The sequence below is a fragment of the Maridesulfovibrio ferrireducens genome (assembly GCF_016342405.1).
GTDB classification, from domain to species: Bacteria; Desulfobacterota; Desulfovibrionia; order Desulfovibrionales; family Desulfovibrionaceae; genus Maridesulfovibrio; species Maridesulfovibrio ferrireducens_A.
Genome location: NZ_JAEINN010000011.1, coordinates 149,187 through 163,286, shown reverse-complemented (window position 1 = coordinate 163,286; position 14,100 = coordinate 149,187). Strand labels below are relative to the sequence as shown.

Sequence of the window (14,100 nt, the reverse complement as noted above, 5' to 3'; positions counted from 1 at the left end):
AATGTCTTGATTTTAAAACGCCAAATCAAGTATTTAGAGACTTAAACAACAGTTGCACTTACTAGTTGAATCTAGGACCTAAAATATCGGTACGATATTATCAAAAGTTTTCATCTTATCCGCGGAGCAGAGAAATGACTGATTCCAACACAATTCACGATCTCACAGGCGTTTTTTCCTGCCAGAAAATTGCCAAGGTCGGCACAGGTACAACAACTAGAAGAGTTGCACAAATAGGCTATTATTTTGTTGAACAGATTGAAAGTGACCTCTTCGAAGTTCGCCCTTTGAACAACGAATTTGTACCCACCGGGAATTCTGAAAAAATCGCTCGCGACCAACTTTTGACAGACTACACCCCTGAACCGGAAATGTACCACAAACAAGTTCTTCCGAACATGAAGAACTTACAGAAAACCCTTGCCCGCGCGGATAGACATCGTAAACAAGGCAATTCCTTCAGTGCGGAAATGGAATATACAAGCGCTATAAAAGTGGACGAATTAAACGTCCGTGGAAATTTCGGTGTGGGCCTCTGCTTTATGGAAAGAGGTGAAACAGAACGTGCAAACGATGTTTTTGCACGGCTGATATCTATGGACGCCGCCTTTGAAGCCAAACACAAGCATTTATTCAATGATTTCGGAATAAGTCTTCGAAAATCAAAAATGATCCCGCAGGCAATAGAATATTACAGCAAGGCACTCTCCCTCAGCCCTGATGATGAGAACCTGCATTACAACCTTGCAAGAGCATATTTTGAAGCGAAAGATTACGCCAAAACGCGTAAAGAATTAAACTCCTGCCTGGAACTTAATGCTGACTTTGCAGAAGCAAAGAAATTTGTCGCTTATCTTGATAAAAAGAAGCTGGGCTGATTCGACAAAAAGCATTATAGAGGGATCATGAACTCTATTAAAGGCTTTATCGTCGCAGGCACACACAGCGGATGCGGCAAAACTTCCGTCACCCTCGGGCTGATGGCGGCTTTCGCACGCAAGGGTCTGAAAGTCCAACCTTTCAAGGTCGGCCCGGATTTTATAGATCCTGGCCATCACTCCCGAGCGGCAGGAAGAACCTGCCACAACCTTGACGGCTGGATGCTTTCAGGAGAAGTGCTGCGGGACATATTTTCACGGCATTCCCAAGATGCTGATGCCTGTATTGTTGAAGGTGTAATGGGCCTTTTCGACGGGTTTTCAGCTTTGGAAGAAACCGGCTCAACCGCCCACCTTTCAAAAGAACTCAATCTACCGATAATACTTGTTGTGGATGCCCGAGCAATGGCACGATCCGCAGCGGCACTGATAAAAGGGTTCAGCGAGTTTGACCCGGAGACTGCAATAGCCGGAGTTATATTTAATAGAGTCGGCAGTGAAAGCCACGAACAAACTCTTCAAGAAGCCATTTCGCTCACTGACATTCCGTTGGTAGGATGTCTTCCCAGAAGAAACGAAATCGAAACACCTTCTCGCCATCTTGGACTTATCACAGCTGAGCATCTCGAAGACTTGGAAGGTAAATACTCTGCCCTTGCCGACTGGGTTGAAGAACACCTCGACCTTGATACAATTTTAGAAGCCCTGCCTGACATCCCGATGCCTCCCCGTTTTGACGAGCTTCCCATGATTCCGCACACTAGAATCGGGGTTGCGCAGGATGAGGCTTTCTCTTTTTACTATGATGAAAATCTTCGTATGCTCAGATATGCCGGGGCAGAACTTGTTCCTTTCTCGCCCATAAAGGACAAAGACTTGCCTGATGATCTTTCAGGACTGTACCTCGGCGGAGGTTATCCTGAACTATCAGCCTTCGACCTTGCTCAAAACACCCGTCTGCGCAGAGCCGTTGCAGAATTCTCCAAATCCGGCAAACCTATCTATGCCGAGTGCGGAGGTTTTATGTACCTGATGGACTCTATCTCAAAAGGGGATAGGGTTTTTCCAATGTGCGGAATCTTCCCTTTCCGATCAACCATGCAGAACCGATTTCAGGCGCTGGGTTATAAAGAAATAGAGATTGCCGAAGACTGCATATTAGGACCGATCGGAACTGTCGCCAGAGGACATGAATTTCATTATTCAGCACTGGAAGACATGCCGGAAGATCTGAATAAATGCTTTATTGTCCGCAGTAGAAAAGGGGAACCAAAGAAAGAAGGATTCCTCACAGAAGGCAATACCTTGGGAAGTTATATCCATCTTCACTTTGCAAGCAATCCTGATATTGCCAAAAATTTTGTTGAGGCATGTATTAACTTTTCCCGACAGGAAGAGATTTAATCAACCGCATCAAAACGGCCTCTTTTCATAATCTGAGCAAAATCATGCAAAAATATATTATGCACCTTGATATGGATGCTTTTTTCGCATCCGTAGAGCAGATGGATAATCCTGAACTTCGAGGAAAACCCATTGCCATAGGAAGCCCGCACAAGCGGTCGGTGCTGAGTACCGCTTCATATGAAGCTAGAAAATTCGGCGTCCACTCAGCAATGCCCTCTCATCAAGCATTAAAACTCTGTCCTCACCTGATTCTTGTCCCGGGAAGGATGGCTCGATATAAAGAAATTTCGAATCAGGTCATGAACGTACTCGGAAACTACTCCCCGATTGTCGAGCAAGCCTCAATAGATGAAGCATATCTTGATATTACCGGAACTGGAAAAATATTCGGCCCGCCCCTTGCTCTGGCAGAAAGTGTAAAGCAGGATATATTCAAGACCGTAGGATTAACCGCATCCATCGGTATAGCACCCGTTAAATTTTTGGCTAAAATAGCCTCTGATCTAAAAAAACCAGCCGGAATATCCATTATCGAAGCTCACGAAGTAGATCAGTTTTTAATAACACTACCTATTGAAAAAATACCCGGTGTAGGTAAAAAAGCCCTGCCCCGCCTGCACTCTTTCGGTATCAGATATGCCGCAGACATGCGCAGATATCCACTTGAATTCTGGAAAGAAAGATTCGGCGAACGCGGACTTGTTTTGCATGCCAAAGGAGCCGGAATAGATCCCACTCCCGTAGCTGTCGGCGGGCAAATGAAATCATCCAGTGCCGAAAACACCTTCGGGGAGGATGTCCGTGATCCGCAGATATTAAAAACATGGCTGCTAAAACAGTCCGAACGCATCGCCGCGGATGTTCGCAAAAAAGGGCTTAAAGGCCGGACCATAACTCTAAAAGTTAAGTTTCCTGACTTCAGACAAATTACCCGCAGTAAAACTCTTGACCAAAGAACATCCAATGCGGGAACGATCTTTAAAACCGGCTGCGCCATTCTTGATACGGAAGGCTACCTCGGACCAGTAAGATTGATAGGGATAGGAATATCTAATTTTGATGAACGTAGTGAACAACTTTCACTGCTGACACCGGAACAGAATTTAAGTGATGACAAAAAACTCGAAGATCTCGATAAAGCGGTAGATAAAGTGCGCGAAAAATTCGGCAATGCAATGCTCACCCGCGGCAGTCTGTTAAAACTTTCTTCCGGTAAATAGAGGATAGAGATTATGAAAAAAAATCTCCGAGAAGGATTCACTACAGGTTCCGCCGCAACAGCTGCGGCAATGAGTGCTCTTCGAGTTCTGCTCGGTGGCTCTAAGCCTGACTCCATAGAAACACCCCTTCCTGAAAAGGGATCTCTAGTTATCCCCGTTGAGCGTGTAGAACTGTCAGGACTAAATGCTCGTGCCATAGTAATTAAAGACGGCGGAGATGATCCCGACGCTACAAACGGACATGAGATTCATGCTGTAGTCGAACATATCAAAGGAAACGATGATGTACGCGTTAAAATTTCAGGAGGCATAGGAGTCGGCAAAGTGACCCAGCCCGGACTGCCTGTCCCTGTCGGTGAACCAGCCATTAACCCTGCCCCGCGTAAACAGATCATTACCGGAATTTTAAAAGAACTCTCTGAAACAGCTCCGCAATTGCGCGGGACGATCAAAGTCCGCATTGAAGTGCCGCAAGGTGAAGCAATCTCGCTTAAGACTATGAATTCACGGCTCGGAATTCTGGGCGGAATTTCAATTTTAGGAACACAGGGAATAGTTCGCCCGTTCAGCCATGCTTCATGGGAAGCGTCCATTGCACTGGCAGTCAACGTTGCAAAAGCCACAGGAATTGAAGAAATAATTTTCACAACAGGGCGCAGAAGCGAACGGTTCTATCTAGAACGCTTTCCCGAAACACCGCAACTGGCAATGATTCAGGCCGCTGATTTTTTCAACGGGTCCATGCTGGAAGCAGAAACAAAAGGGATATGCGAAGTTCATTGGTCAATTTTCATAGGCAAGCTGGTCAAGCACGCCATGGGATTTCCATACACACACGCCAAAGATTGGCGCATTGATTTTGCCCTGCTTGCTAAATGGTGCGATGATTTAAATATCGCCCCTGCAATCACAACAGAAATTGCCGGAGCCAATACTGCACTACAAGTTTTTGACATGATCCCCGAAAGCTCAAAAAAAGTATTCATAGACATGCTGATTGTTAAGGCTGAAAAAAACGCATTATTGTTTACGTTAAAAAAACATATGACAATCAAGTACCACCTGTTCGATTTTGATGGTAATCTACTAAACAATGATGACGACAATCGTTAGCAATTTTAGCCGCTTTTACATCTTTAAATTCCCGTGTATGAGACTGAAATGAAACACGTTGTACAAATAATAGGGTTGCATCCCGGCAGTCTCGAACCGATGGAATCCTCACGTAAAATTATCGAGGAAGCTGATGTGCTGGCTGGCGGAAAACGGTTATTGAACGAATTCCCCGACTTTAAAGGCGAACTCCTGCCCTTCTTTTCGCCGGTTGCAGCCTTTGCTGAAAAACTTGAGGAACGACGCCAATCAGGCAAAAGAATTGTGCTGCTGGCTGACGGAGACCCGTTACTCTTCGGCATTGCCGAAAGCATGATCAGGCACCTTGGTAATAACAATGTCTGCGTTACCCCTTGCACTTCCACGGTTCAGCTTGGGGCTTCAAGACTTGGTAAGACTTGGAAAAATATAGACATAATTTCCCTACACGGCAGAACCAATTTTTCACCATTGTTCGGATCGCTGCAACGCAAAGCAGATTGCGCGGTTTATACTGACAGCATCAATTCCCCTTCTGTAATTGCTCGCGCCCTGCTTGAAAAATGTGTTCACGGCTACACCATGACCGTTCTGGCTGAACTGGGTACGGATTCGGAAACAATCACAACAGGACCGCTGGAAAATTTTATAAATTTCACTTGCCCAGACCTTAACATTGTAATGCTGACAGTTGAGTCAACATTTAACGAACATCCAGTTATAGGGCGCAATGATGAAGATTTCACGCGTCAGAAAGAGTTGATAACAAAACTTCCCGTTCGCGCGGCAGGAATCGCCCTGCTAGGACTGAACAAAGGACAGACTATCTGGGACCTCGGCGCAGGGTGCGGTTCCGTTTCTATTGAAGCATCTTTTCTTGCTGAAAATTCACAAGTCTTTGCTGTAGAAAAAGACACTGCACGATTTGAAATGATAAAAGAAAATATCCGCAAATTCCGAGCGTTCACAGTTGAACCGATTCAAGGAACAATGCCGGAAGCACTCGCCAACCTACCGGAACCGGACCGTATTTTCATCGGCGGCGGAATAGGCAAGGACAGTGCTACTATCAGCGAAGCAACCGCTCGCTTGAAACCGGGTGGAAGAATTGTAGTGCACGCCATTCTTATGGGTTCTGTTCAGCGCACAAAAGAAATTTTTGAAAACTTAGGCTGGCAGTGGCAAGCAATGCTGCTTCAAGCCAGTGTCTCGGACAAGCTAGCTGGAGATATCCGATTTAAAGCACAAAATCCTGTCACAATAATGTGGGCTGACAAGCCAGAGGCGTAAATTATGGGCAAAGTATATTTCATTGGAGCCGGACCGGGCGATCCCGAACTTATCACAGTAAAAGGACAGCGCATTATCCGCGAGGCAGGACTTGTTCTTTATGCAGGCTCACTTGTGCCGGAATCAGTAATTGCCGAAGCTTCACCGAGTGCGCGCATTGAAAATTCTGCGGCAATGTCACTTGAAGAGACTAACAGCCTTATGACCCTGCATGTTTTAAAGGGCGAAACAGTTGCCCGGGTTCACACCGGAGATCCTTCCCTTTACGGAGCAATACAAGAACAGGCCAGATTGCTGAAACAAAGTTCAATTGAATATGAAATTATCCCCGGCGTAACTTCCGCATGTGCGGCGGCGGCGGCTTCCAATGCCTCTTTTACCGTCCCGAACGGCACGCAGACTCTTATCATTACCCGCATGGAAGGACGTACCCCTGTTCCGCAAAGTGAAAACCTTGAAAAACTTGCGGCTCATGGCAGTGCAATGGCTATTTATCTCTCCGCAGGCAATCCTGAAAGAATTCAGGAAGAGCTTATCAAAGGCGGTATGAGCGCAAAAACACCCGTAATCATAGGCTACCGCATCGGCTGGCCCGAAGAAAAATCCGTTGAAACTACTCTGAGTAAACTTGCCGCAACTGCGGAAGAAAACGGTTTCAAACGACAGACTATTTTTCTCATTCTTCCGGGCAAAAACGCAGAAACGGAATCATTGCTTTACGATTCAGGATTCAGCCATATGTTCAGAAAAGGTGAAGTTTAATTATGGAAACTATAGATATAAGAACAAATGTCAGAGATGAAATGATAGACATCACCGGAGCGGTGAGAAAGATCGTTCGTAAAAACGGGTGGTCATCAGGGGCTATTCTTCTATATTGCCCGCACACAACCGGAGCTGTCACGGTAAATGAAGGGGCTGATCCGGACGTTGTCAGGGACATAATCGTGAATTTGCGGAAACTGGTTCCGCACGCCGGAGACTACCAACACGCAGAAGGCAACAGCGACGCGCACATTAAGACCAGCATGTTCGGCCCCGAACAGATGCTTATTGTGGAAGGCGGAGAAATTATGCTCGGCACATGGCAAAAAATATTCTTCTGCGAATTTGACGGCCCCAGAAATAGAAAGCTGTGGGTCAAATGGCTCGCATCGAGTGATTAATCAGCGGGAGCTTTTTGTCACCCTCCGCATTATTTGATTCACTCTGACATTCCGGTGCTATGCGCGCCTTTGCCGCTTGCAGGCAAATACGCAAACAAAAACGCGAACCATGCCCCCGGCCCGCTCCGAAACGAGTTAAAATTTCTTCTCCGGCACGATCAAGAGCTTCTGAAATCGAGGCTCCGTCAGACCTGAAAGACTGCGCCTTTCTTCTTACCAATTCTTCCAGCAACATAGTGTTCATCAAACGCCTCCCATAGATAGAAATAGAAACTATAAGTTGTGATGCAATTATCAATCCTTCATTGCCGTCTGAAAACAAAGAAGGTACTATCTATTGCAAAACAGATTACATAATAATCTCGGAGCTAGTTTTAATCTAACACTTTTAATAACCTTTTGTGAACTTTTTATAAAAGGATGCAGGAATAAATATGGACAACTTCAAAGATCTTAAAAACAACCGCCTTGATATACTGAAACGCTTACTAAGAACCATTGTTTGTATGATCGCTTTTGAGCTGGTCAGGCTTCTGCTTCAAGCAGTCGTTATGTTTCAATACGCTTACCTGCTAATCTTAGGAAAATCTTCCGCCCCCCTGCGCAGATTCGGAAACAGACTCAGCACCTACACATATCAGCTATTACGCTACGCAACATTAAACGATAATATGAAACCTTTCCCGTTTTCCGATCTACCTGAAACAACAAGATGTGAATCTCCTGTTTCCAGAATAGACTTCTCCTAAAATTTAAAGAACTATGAGCATACGTACAAAACTATTCTCGCTACTACTGGCTTTCAGTCTAGTCCCGCTTCTTGTTGTCTCCATCATTAGCAGACAAGGGATTCTTGATCTCGGCCAGACTCAGTCTGAAAGACTGCGCTCCGGCATGATCAACATCCTACAGGGTGAAATGCGCCAATCCGCAATGGATTCTGCCAAACTGGTACAACAGCAGGCAGTATCCCTTGAATTCGCGCTGAAAGCGATTGTAGCAGAATCTGAAGATGTACTGAATGACCCTGTAAACGGACTGCCCGAAGTATTTTTTTCAGAGGACTTTAAAACAAAAGGTAAACAGCCTTTTGACTTAGCCCCCTCAGATCAATATTTTATAATTAATGAATCAGGTTTGCGGACACCTTCTTCAATAAGCTTAGAAGAACCTGTATTCTTTTTCCCAAATGGCAAACAACTCCTTAAAAAAGATCAGAATATTGCGCGGCTGAATCTTTTAAAACCTGAACTTAAATCTTTTTTTGCAGAGGCGGGAACAGCTCTGCACCGTATTTATATCACTCTTAATTCAGGTCTGCATATGGCATACCCGGGTCACGGCAATTATCCGGCAGACTATGATCCGCGAAAAAGAGCGTGGTTTACAAAAGCCATTGAGACTAATCAACTTGTATGGGACAGATTTATCGATGTAAGTACAGGACAGCAGATCTACACTATTTCTATGCCTATTAAAGGCAGAGGTGGTAAAATTCTGGGAGTTGCAGCAATCGACATTCAGTTGGTTGAAATGCTGCGTAAAAATGATCTGTCATCACAATGGTCCTCTGCAATTCAAGCTTTTGTGGTGGGCCCGGCAATCTCAAACAACGAGACAAAGCTTCGGATCTGGGCAGAAGCTGGACATGAACAAAAATCGATTTCGTGGCGTGCCCAACGTCCAAACGACATCAATTTTTTGCAATCCTCAAATCAAGCAAAACTGGCTAAAACAACACAGGATATTTTAAACGGAAAATCCGATGTAATAAGAATGCCTCACAACGGAATTGATTCCGTCTGGGCTTACGCGCCGTTCAGAGGACAAGGCAGCTATGTACTGATTGTTCCTGAACACGTCATAACAGAAATCCCGGATGCCGCAGCAGAACAAACGCTGGACCTCAGCCAGAATCTTTACCTTGCAGTAGGAACTGCGGCTTTTATTATTCTGGTTCTGGTTGCGCTTGTTGCCTACTTAGGAAGTAAAAAAATCATCGGCCCTCTGATTCTGATGACCGATGCTGCAAAAAAAATTGCTGATGGCGACCTTTCAGTACACGTGGACATTAACACCCGGGATGAACGGCAAACCCTTGCTAATGCTTTTAATTCGATGATTCCTAAACTCCAAGATCATCTGCGTATAAGTAAATCAATGGAACTTGCTCAGGAAGTTCATAATAATCTGCTTCCTGAAATTTCGCCCCAAATTGCAGGGCTAGACCTTTCAGGCATCAGCATTTCCTGCGATGAAACCGGAGGGGATTACTTTGACTACTATAAGGTCACAGCTGACGGCGGAACAGGGATACTGGTAGGTGATGTAACAGGGCACGGAGTTTCGGCAGCTCTGCTCATGGCGACAGGCCGTGCGCACCTCAAACATGCATCAACTCACAATGGCCCCCTTCCCGAAAGAATTGCCGACGTTAACAAACTACTCTGTCACGACATAGGTGTAACCGGAAGATTCATGACTCTTTTCTGCATGGAGATTTCACCGGATAACTCTACAGCGACTTACGTCAGAGCCGGTCATGATCCAGCCATGATCTACACTCCTGCCACAGGTGAAAAAAAGGAACTTATCGGAGAGCCCATGCTCGCTCTCGGCATCTTCGAAGAAAGCGAATATGAAGAATACAAAGTTAATCTTTCGCAAGGTGAAATAATATTCATCGGAACAGACGGCATATGGGAAGCCCGCAACAGCAACAACGAAATGTTCGGTAGACAAAGACTTGACGATCTGATTATGAAAAGCGCCGCGAAACCAGCATCTGAAATTCAAAACGAAATAATAAATGCTGTTGTTGAATTTCAAGACGGCATGGAACAGGAAGACGACATAACTCTCGTCATTATCAAAGTTAATCAACTGAATTGCGAGTCGTAACATGGAAAACAGCTTCAAATTTTTTAGAAATCACCAGTGCCGTTATTTCCCCTGTCACGAAGTTGAAAACGACTTCGAATTCAACTGCATGTTCTGCTTCTGTCCGCTTTATCATCTGAAAAATTGCGGAGGAAAACCTGAGATCAAAAACGGTATCAAAAGCTGTTTGAACTGCACCCTCCCACACCGTCCCGAAGGTTATGATTATATCATCAGCAAGCTGAAAGAAAAGAGAGAACAGAGTAAGGAGACAGCATGACAGATGAATTCAGTTTCACGCTAAGTGATGAAGAAAAAGATTACCTGAAAGAACTCGTAAAACTGAGCATTGTCAGTAAATTGCGGGACGGACAGGAACAGGAAATACCGGAGCCGCCGACTGCTCATCTGAAAGAGAATCTCGGGGCTTTCGTTACCCTGAAACTTGTCGGACATCTTCGCGGCTGTATCGGTAATGTTCAAGGAAGCGGACCACTCTATAAAACAGTATGGGCTATGGCCCGCGCGGCAGCATTTGAAGATACCAGATTTCCAATGCTCACTCTGGGGGAGTATGAAAAGCTGGACTATGAAATTTCAATCCTAAGCCCTCTAAGCGTTTGCCCCGACACTGATCAAATAGAGATCGGAAAACACGGTCTAATCGTGCAAAGAGGCAGAAATACGGGACTACTGTTGCCGCAGGTTGCCGTTGAATGGAAGTGGAATCGTCAGCAGTTTTTAGCTCAAACTTGCCAGAAAGCCGGAATGGAACCTACGGCGTGGAAAGATGAAGCCACCACCATACTGTGGTTTGAAGCTGTGGTTTTTTAGGGGAGTTTATAACCTCAGGTGCGATCCAGCAATATTTCCATGAAATCTAATTCCATGGACAGCATTTCCCAATCTTTTTTGCGCAGCCATTCGGACAGCCATGCAAAACGCAGTGCCGGGATGAAGTAAGGGAGCATTGCAAAGCTTTCCGGGGCAATATCAGTGTCGTGCTTGAGAGTTTTCATAAAAGCCGGAATCAGCCCCGAATCAAATGCGTCAGGATTTTCAAAAGCCACGCACCCGACCATATTTGCCACGTCATATATTTCAGGACGCATATCTGAAAATTCCCAGTCTATTACTGCACCGACAGTTTTGCCTTTCCACAAGACATTAAGCGGATGAAAATCACCGTGACAAAAAGCTGTCGGCAATGATGGAAACTTTTCCATCTCAGGAAACAGTCTCTCGCAAATAGGTTCCAGACTTTCAAAAACTTTCGGCTCACGCTCAGAAATAGTTTTGACCAGCGTTGTTGTATACTCCAATAAATCAAAAGGGACAGACCCTTTCTCGAAGGTTTTACCCTTCCCATGCTCCCGCAATGAGCAAAGAAATTCAGCAAGCACCTCCCCCCTTTCCGCATCATAAATAAATTCGGGCCGTGGCAGTTCATCTGATTCATAATATGGTGAAAGCTGCCAAGGAAATCCCATGATATCGGCGATATAAGATTCTTCATCGGTCAATTGATATAGCAATAGTTTATCAAGACCTGAATCGTGAAGGGATTGTAAATTACGCGCAATGGCTGAGCGGCTCTCAATCTGTTTAGTCGCGATGCGTTCCATCAACCATAAATTGTTATTGGTATCTTCTATGACAGAGCGGGATATAGCTCTTTCAGGACTGCCCGGAATATTTTTTTCAGTATGACGGCGAAGAGTTTTCCGCGCCCAAGGTTCAAGCGGGTCGAGCATTGCTACTCCTATGAAATATTAAAATCCTTCTTCCAAAGGCGGATTAATCAGACAGGGAAAATCTGTATTCAATTCAGCTTTAGCAACATTTGCAGGAGTGAGTTTTACAAACCGTCCTTCGACGCTTAGCCTTCCTTCTGCCAGCCACTTTGTCGCCTGCGGCAGAACTCTGTGCTCAACCTGCAAAATACGTTCGGTCAAAGTTTCAACATCTTCACCGGGCATGGCCGGAACTGCGGCCTGAATAATGATCGCCCCGTGATCCATTTTTTCGTCTACAAAGTGAACAGTACAACCTGAAATCTGTACCCCGTATTCGGACGCTTCGACCTGTCCGCCTGCACCTGCAAAACTCGGTAACAAGGCTGGATGAATATTAATAATATTACCGGGGAAAGCACTTAAAAAAACAGGAGTAATAATACGCATGAATCCAGCCATGATGACCGCTTCGACTCCTGCGCCCTTTAAAACACGCACCATTTCACCGTCGAATTCTTCACGGCTGCTATAATCTTTATGGCTGAGAGTGCAGGTAGGTATAGAATGCTTTCTAGCCCGCTCAAGCCCATAAGCTCCGGCTCTATTCGAAAGAACCATTTTAATATCGACATCAAGTGTTCCATCTTCCACCTTGTCGATCAAGGCCTGAAGATTGGAACCTCCGCCGGAAATAAGTACAGCAATTGGTAATTTGCTCACAGCAGCACTCCAAAACGATTAAGAATAGATGATTTCGCTTTCAGCTGAACCAAAGGAGATAATCCCCTTTGGAAACCCTATCAGTAAAAAAGGGGTTATTGCCTCTAGCCCCACTAAAAAACAATTTAAATCGCCGGAGGCATAAAAAAAGGAGGAGCAAACGCTCCTCCTTGGTAATTTACTCTGCGGATTCTTTGACCAGTTCGTCGACCAGTCCGGGAATCGTGTAATCTTCAGGCTGAATATCCGGCTCAAACCCGAACCCTTCGAGGGTCTTGGTTGTGATAGGCCCGATACAGGCTATTTTAACTGAATCTTTGAATTTGTGAAAATGCTCAGGCTCAACCAGGTTGAAAAAGTTTTCAACCGTGCTGGAACTGGTGAAAGTGAGGTAATTAATTTTACCGCTTTCAAGAGCTTCCAAGATTGGAGCTGGATCATTTTCAGAAAGACCTGTTTCGTAAACAGGCAGAATCTGAACATGCGCTCCGGCTTTTTCAAGTTCCTGAGGCAATACTTCACGCGCAATCAAGGCTCTTGGGATCAGAACTTTTTTGCCCTTAATACCTCTTTCGAGAAGCCCTTCAACAACGCCTTCTGCAATATACTTTTCAGGCACAAAGTCAGGTTTGATACCTTTTGAGACAAGCGTAGCAGCAGTTGCAGGTCCGATTGCGGCAATCTGGAGCCCGGCAAAAACACGAGCATCAAGACCGCTTTCTTCAAGCTGCAAAAAGAAATGTTTCACACCATTGACGGATGTGAATATAAGCCAGTCCCAATCGGAAAGAGAACTGATAGCTTTCTGAACAGGCGCATAATCAGCCATAGGCATAATTGTGATGGTAGGGAATTCATGAACACATGCACCCAGTTTGCCGAGAGTGGAAACAAGTCCGCTCGACTGTTCACGAGCGCGGGTGACAACAACCCCTTTACCAAGCAGAGGTTTCTTTTCGAACCAGCCCAGTTTGTCATGCAAAGAACAAACTCCGCCGACAATAATGATGGAAGGAGCTTTAAATTTACGATTCGCGGCTTCTTCTGCAACATTTTCCAGAGTGGAAACAAAACTCTGCTGATTACAGCGAGTTCCCCAGCGAACAAGAGCAACAGGAGTTTCGGGATCGCGTCCGTTGCTGATCAGATTTTCCGCAATCATGGGCAGATTTTTAACACCCATGTAGAAAACTAAAGTGCTGTTGGACTTAGCATAAACTTCCCAGTTGTGACCGGACTTCTCCTTGGTAGGATCTTCGTGTCCGGTGATGAAACATACGGAAGTAGTAAAATCTCTGTGAGTAACGGGAATTCCGGCATAAGCAGCTGCGGCAACACCGGCGGTGATACCGGGAATTACTTCAAACTTAATCCCAGCTTCGACAAGCTCTTCAGCTTCTTCTCCGCCGCGTCCGAAAACGTAAGGATCGCCGCCTTTGAGACGGGCAATAACCTTGCCTTCTTTCGCTTTTTTAACGATAAGCTCGTTAATTTTATCCTGCGGAAGAGTATGATCGCCGCCTTTTTTACCTACATAAAGAATTTCTGCGCCTTCTTTGCAGTAAGAAATAAATTCTTTATTTGCCAGATAGTCATAAATAAGGACATCTGCACATTCCAGAATTTCCTTGGCTTTAACTGTCAGCAGACCGGGGTCTCCGGGACCCGCACCGATGAGATATACTATGCCCATATATACATCCTGTTTTTT

General features: G+C 45.2%; 15 protein-coding genes. 11 read left to right on the top strand and 4 right to left on the bottom strand.

What is annotated here, in order from left to right:
* The first annotated feature begins 134 nt into the window (after positions 1-134).
* The 7 genes from JEY82_RS13070 to JEY82_RS13040 are packed head-to-tail and all read left to right on the top strand — an operon-like array spanning position 135 to position 7,053.
* Positions 135-878, top strand: coding sequence for a tetratricopeptide repeat protein (locus JEY82_RS13070; protein WP_304086106.1), 744 nt, complete (start codon positions 135-137; stop codon positions 876-878).
* 27 nt (positions 879-905) lie between these two features.
* The gene (locus JEY82_RS13065; RefSeq protein WP_304086104.1) at positions 906-2,282 is read left to right on the top strand and encodes a cobyrinate a,c-diamide synthase; all 1,377 of its coding nucleotides are present in this window, start codon (positions 906-908) and stop codon (positions 2,280-2,282) included.
* Between the two features lie 44 nt (positions 2,283-2,326).
* Positions 2,327-3,505, top strand: coding sequence for a DNA polymerase IV (gene dinB, locus JEY82_RS13060; RefSeq protein ID WP_304086102.1), 1,179 nt, complete (start codon positions 2,327-2,329; stop codon positions 3,503-3,505).
* 12 nt (positions 3,506-3,517) lie between these two features.
* Complete coding sequence (gene cbiD / locus JEY82_RS13055) at positions 3,518-4,618, top strand: cobalt-precorrin-5B (C(1))-methyltransferase CbiD (RefSeq protein ID WP_304086100.1); 1,101 nt, start codon at positions 3,518-3,520, stop codon at positions 4,616-4,618.
* A 48-nt stretch (positions 4,619-4,666) separates the two neighbouring features.
* Positions 4,667-5,887: a precorrin-6y C5,15-methyltransferase (decarboxylating) subunit CbiE gene (gene cbiE, locus JEY82_RS13050; RefSeq protein WP_304086098.1), complete on the top strand. Its 1,221-nt coding sequence runs from the start codon at positions 4,667-4,669 to the stop codon at positions 5,885-5,887.
* Between the two features lie 3 nt (positions 5,888-5,890).
* Positions 5,891-6,649: a precorrin-4 C(11)-methyltransferase gene (gene cobM, locus JEY82_RS13045; protein WP_304086097.1), complete on the top strand. Its 759-nt coding sequence runs from the start codon at positions 5,891-5,893 to the stop codon at positions 6,647-6,649.
* 2 nt (positions 6,650-6,651) lie between these two features.
* The gene (locus tag JEY82_RS13040) at positions 6,652-7,053 is read left to right on the top strand and encodes a secondary thiamine-phosphate synthase enzyme YjbQ (RefSeq protein WP_304086095.1); all 402 of its coding nucleotides are present in this window, start codon (positions 6,652-6,654) and stop codon (positions 7,051-7,053) included.
* On the opposite strand, the gene JEY82_RS13035 is transcribed toward JEY82_RS13040, so the two are convergent.
* Positions 7,028-7,297 carry a hypothetical protein gene (locus JEY82_RS13035; RefSeq protein ID WP_304086093.1) on the bottom strand — a complete coding sequence of 90 codons (270 nt, stop codon included), beginning with the start codon at positions 7,295-7,297 and terminating at the stop codon, positions 7,028-7,030. The two genes, JEY82_RS13040 and JEY82_RS13035, sit on opposite strands and share 26 nt — an antisense overlap.
* A gap of 190 nt (positions 7,298-7,487) precedes the next feature.
* On the opposite strand from JEY82_RS13035, the gene JEY82_RS13030 reads away from it, so the two are divergent.
* From JEY82_RS13030 to amrA, 4 genes are read left to right on the top strand one after another with little or no spacing between them, the layout of a single operon-like run.
* Positions 7,488-7,802 carry a DUF4389 domain-containing protein gene (locus JEY82_RS13030; RefSeq protein ID WP_304086091.1) on the top strand — a complete coding sequence of 105 codons (315 nt, stop codon included), beginning with the start codon at positions 7,488-7,490 and terminating at the stop codon, positions 7,800-7,802.
* A 13-nt stretch (positions 7,803-7,815) separates the two neighbouring features.
* Positions 7,816-9,954: a SpoIIE family protein phosphatase gene (locus JEY82_RS13025; protein WP_304086089.1), complete on the top strand. Its 2,139-nt coding sequence runs from the start codon at positions 7,816-7,818 to the stop codon at positions 9,952-9,954.
* A 1-nt stretch (position 9,955) separates the two neighbouring features.
* A complete protein-coding gene (locus tag JEY82_RS13020) occupies positions 9,956-10,213 on the top strand; it encodes a cysteine-rich small domain-containing protein (protein WP_304086086.1) in 258 nt (85 codons plus the stop codon).
* Entirely contained in the window at positions 10,210-10,767 is a 558-nt protein-coding gene (gene amrA, locus JEY82_RS13015; RefSeq protein WP_304086084.1) for an AmmeMemoRadiSam system protein A, read from the top strand. Before JEY82_RS13020 ends, amrA begins: the two co-directional genes overlap by 4 nt.
* A gap of 14 nt (positions 10,768-10,781) precedes the next feature.
* On the opposite strand, the gene JEY82_RS13010 is transcribed toward amrA, so the two are convergent.
* The 3 genes from JEY82_RS13010 to cobA all read right to left on the bottom strand — a co-directional run bounded on the left by JEY82_RS13010 (position 10,782) and on the right by cobA (position 14,082).
* A complete protein-coding gene (locus tag JEY82_RS13010) occupies positions 10,782-11,687 on the bottom strand; it encodes an aminoglycoside phosphotransferase family protein (RefSeq protein ID WP_304086082.1) in 906 nt (301 codons plus the stop codon).
* Positions 11,688-11,705: 18 nt separating this feature from the next.
* Positions 11,706-12,389, bottom strand: coding sequence for a phosphoribosylglycinamide formyltransferase (gene purN, locus JEY82_RS13005; protein WP_304086080.1), 684 nt, complete (start codon positions 12,387-12,389; stop codon positions 11,706-11,708).
* A gap of 178 nt (positions 12,390-12,567) precedes the next feature.
* Positions 12,568-14,082, bottom strand: coding sequence for a uroporphyrinogen-III C-methyltransferase (gene cobA, locus JEY82_RS13000; protein ID WP_304086078.1), 1,515 nt, complete (start codon positions 14,080-14,082; stop codon positions 12,568-12,570).
* Between the last annotated feature and the right edge of the window lie 18 nt (positions 14,083-14,100).

Excerpts from the sequence above, each read along its gene's own strand:
- JEY82_RS13070 (WP_304086106.1), top strand. The coding sequence starts at position 135 with ATGACTGATTCCAACACAATTCACGATCTCACAGGCGTTTTTTCCTGC.
- JEY82_RS13065 (WP_304086104.1), top strand. The coding sequence starts at position 906 with ATGAACTCTATTAAAGGCTTTATCGTCGCAGGCACACACAGCGGATGC.
- dinB (WP_304086102.1), top strand. The coding sequence starts at position 2,327 with ATGCAAAAATATATTATGCACCTTGATATGGATGCTTTTTTCGCATCC.
- cbiD (WP_304086100.1), top strand. The coding sequence starts at position 3,518 with ATGAAAAAAAATCTCCGAGAAGGATTCACTACAGGTTCCGCCGCAACA.
- cbiE (WP_304086098.1), top strand. The coding sequence starts at position 4,667 with ATGAAACACGTTGTACAAATAATAGGGTTGCATCCCGGCAGTCTCGAA.
- cobM (WP_304086097.1), top strand. The coding sequence starts at position 5,891 with ATGGGCAAAGTATATTTCATTGGAGCCGGACCGGGCGATCCCGAACTT.
- JEY82_RS13040 (WP_304086095.1), top strand. The coding sequence starts at position 6,652 with ATGGAAACTATAGATATAAGAACAAATGTCAGAGATGAAATGATAGAC.
- JEY82_RS13035 (WP_304086093.1), bottom strand. The coding sequence starts at position 7,297 with ATGAACACTATGTTGCTGGAAGAATTGGTAAGAAGAAAGGCGCAGTCT.
- JEY82_RS13030 (WP_304086091.1), top strand. The coding sequence starts at position 7,488 with ATGGACAACTTCAAAGATCTTAAAAACAACCGCCTTGATATACTGAAA.
- JEY82_RS13025 (WP_304086089.1), top strand. The coding sequence starts at position 7,816 with ATGAGCATACGTACAAAACTATTCTCGCTACTACTGGCTTTCAGTCTA.
- JEY82_RS13020 (WP_304086086.1), top strand. The coding sequence starts at position 9,956 with ATGGAAAACAGCTTCAAATTTTTTAGAAATCACCAGTGCCGTTATTTC.
- amrA (WP_304086084.1), top strand. The coding sequence starts at position 10,210 with ATGACAGATGAATTCAGTTTCACGCTAAGTGATGAAGAAAAAGATTAC.
- JEY82_RS13010 (WP_304086082.1), bottom strand. The coding sequence starts at position 11,687 with ATGCTCGACCCGCTTGAACCTTGGGCGCGGAAAACTCTTCGCCGTCAT.
- cobA (WP_304086078.1), bottom strand. The coding sequence starts at position 14,082 with ATGGGCATAGTATATCTCATCGGTGCGGGTCCCGGAGACCCCGGTCTG.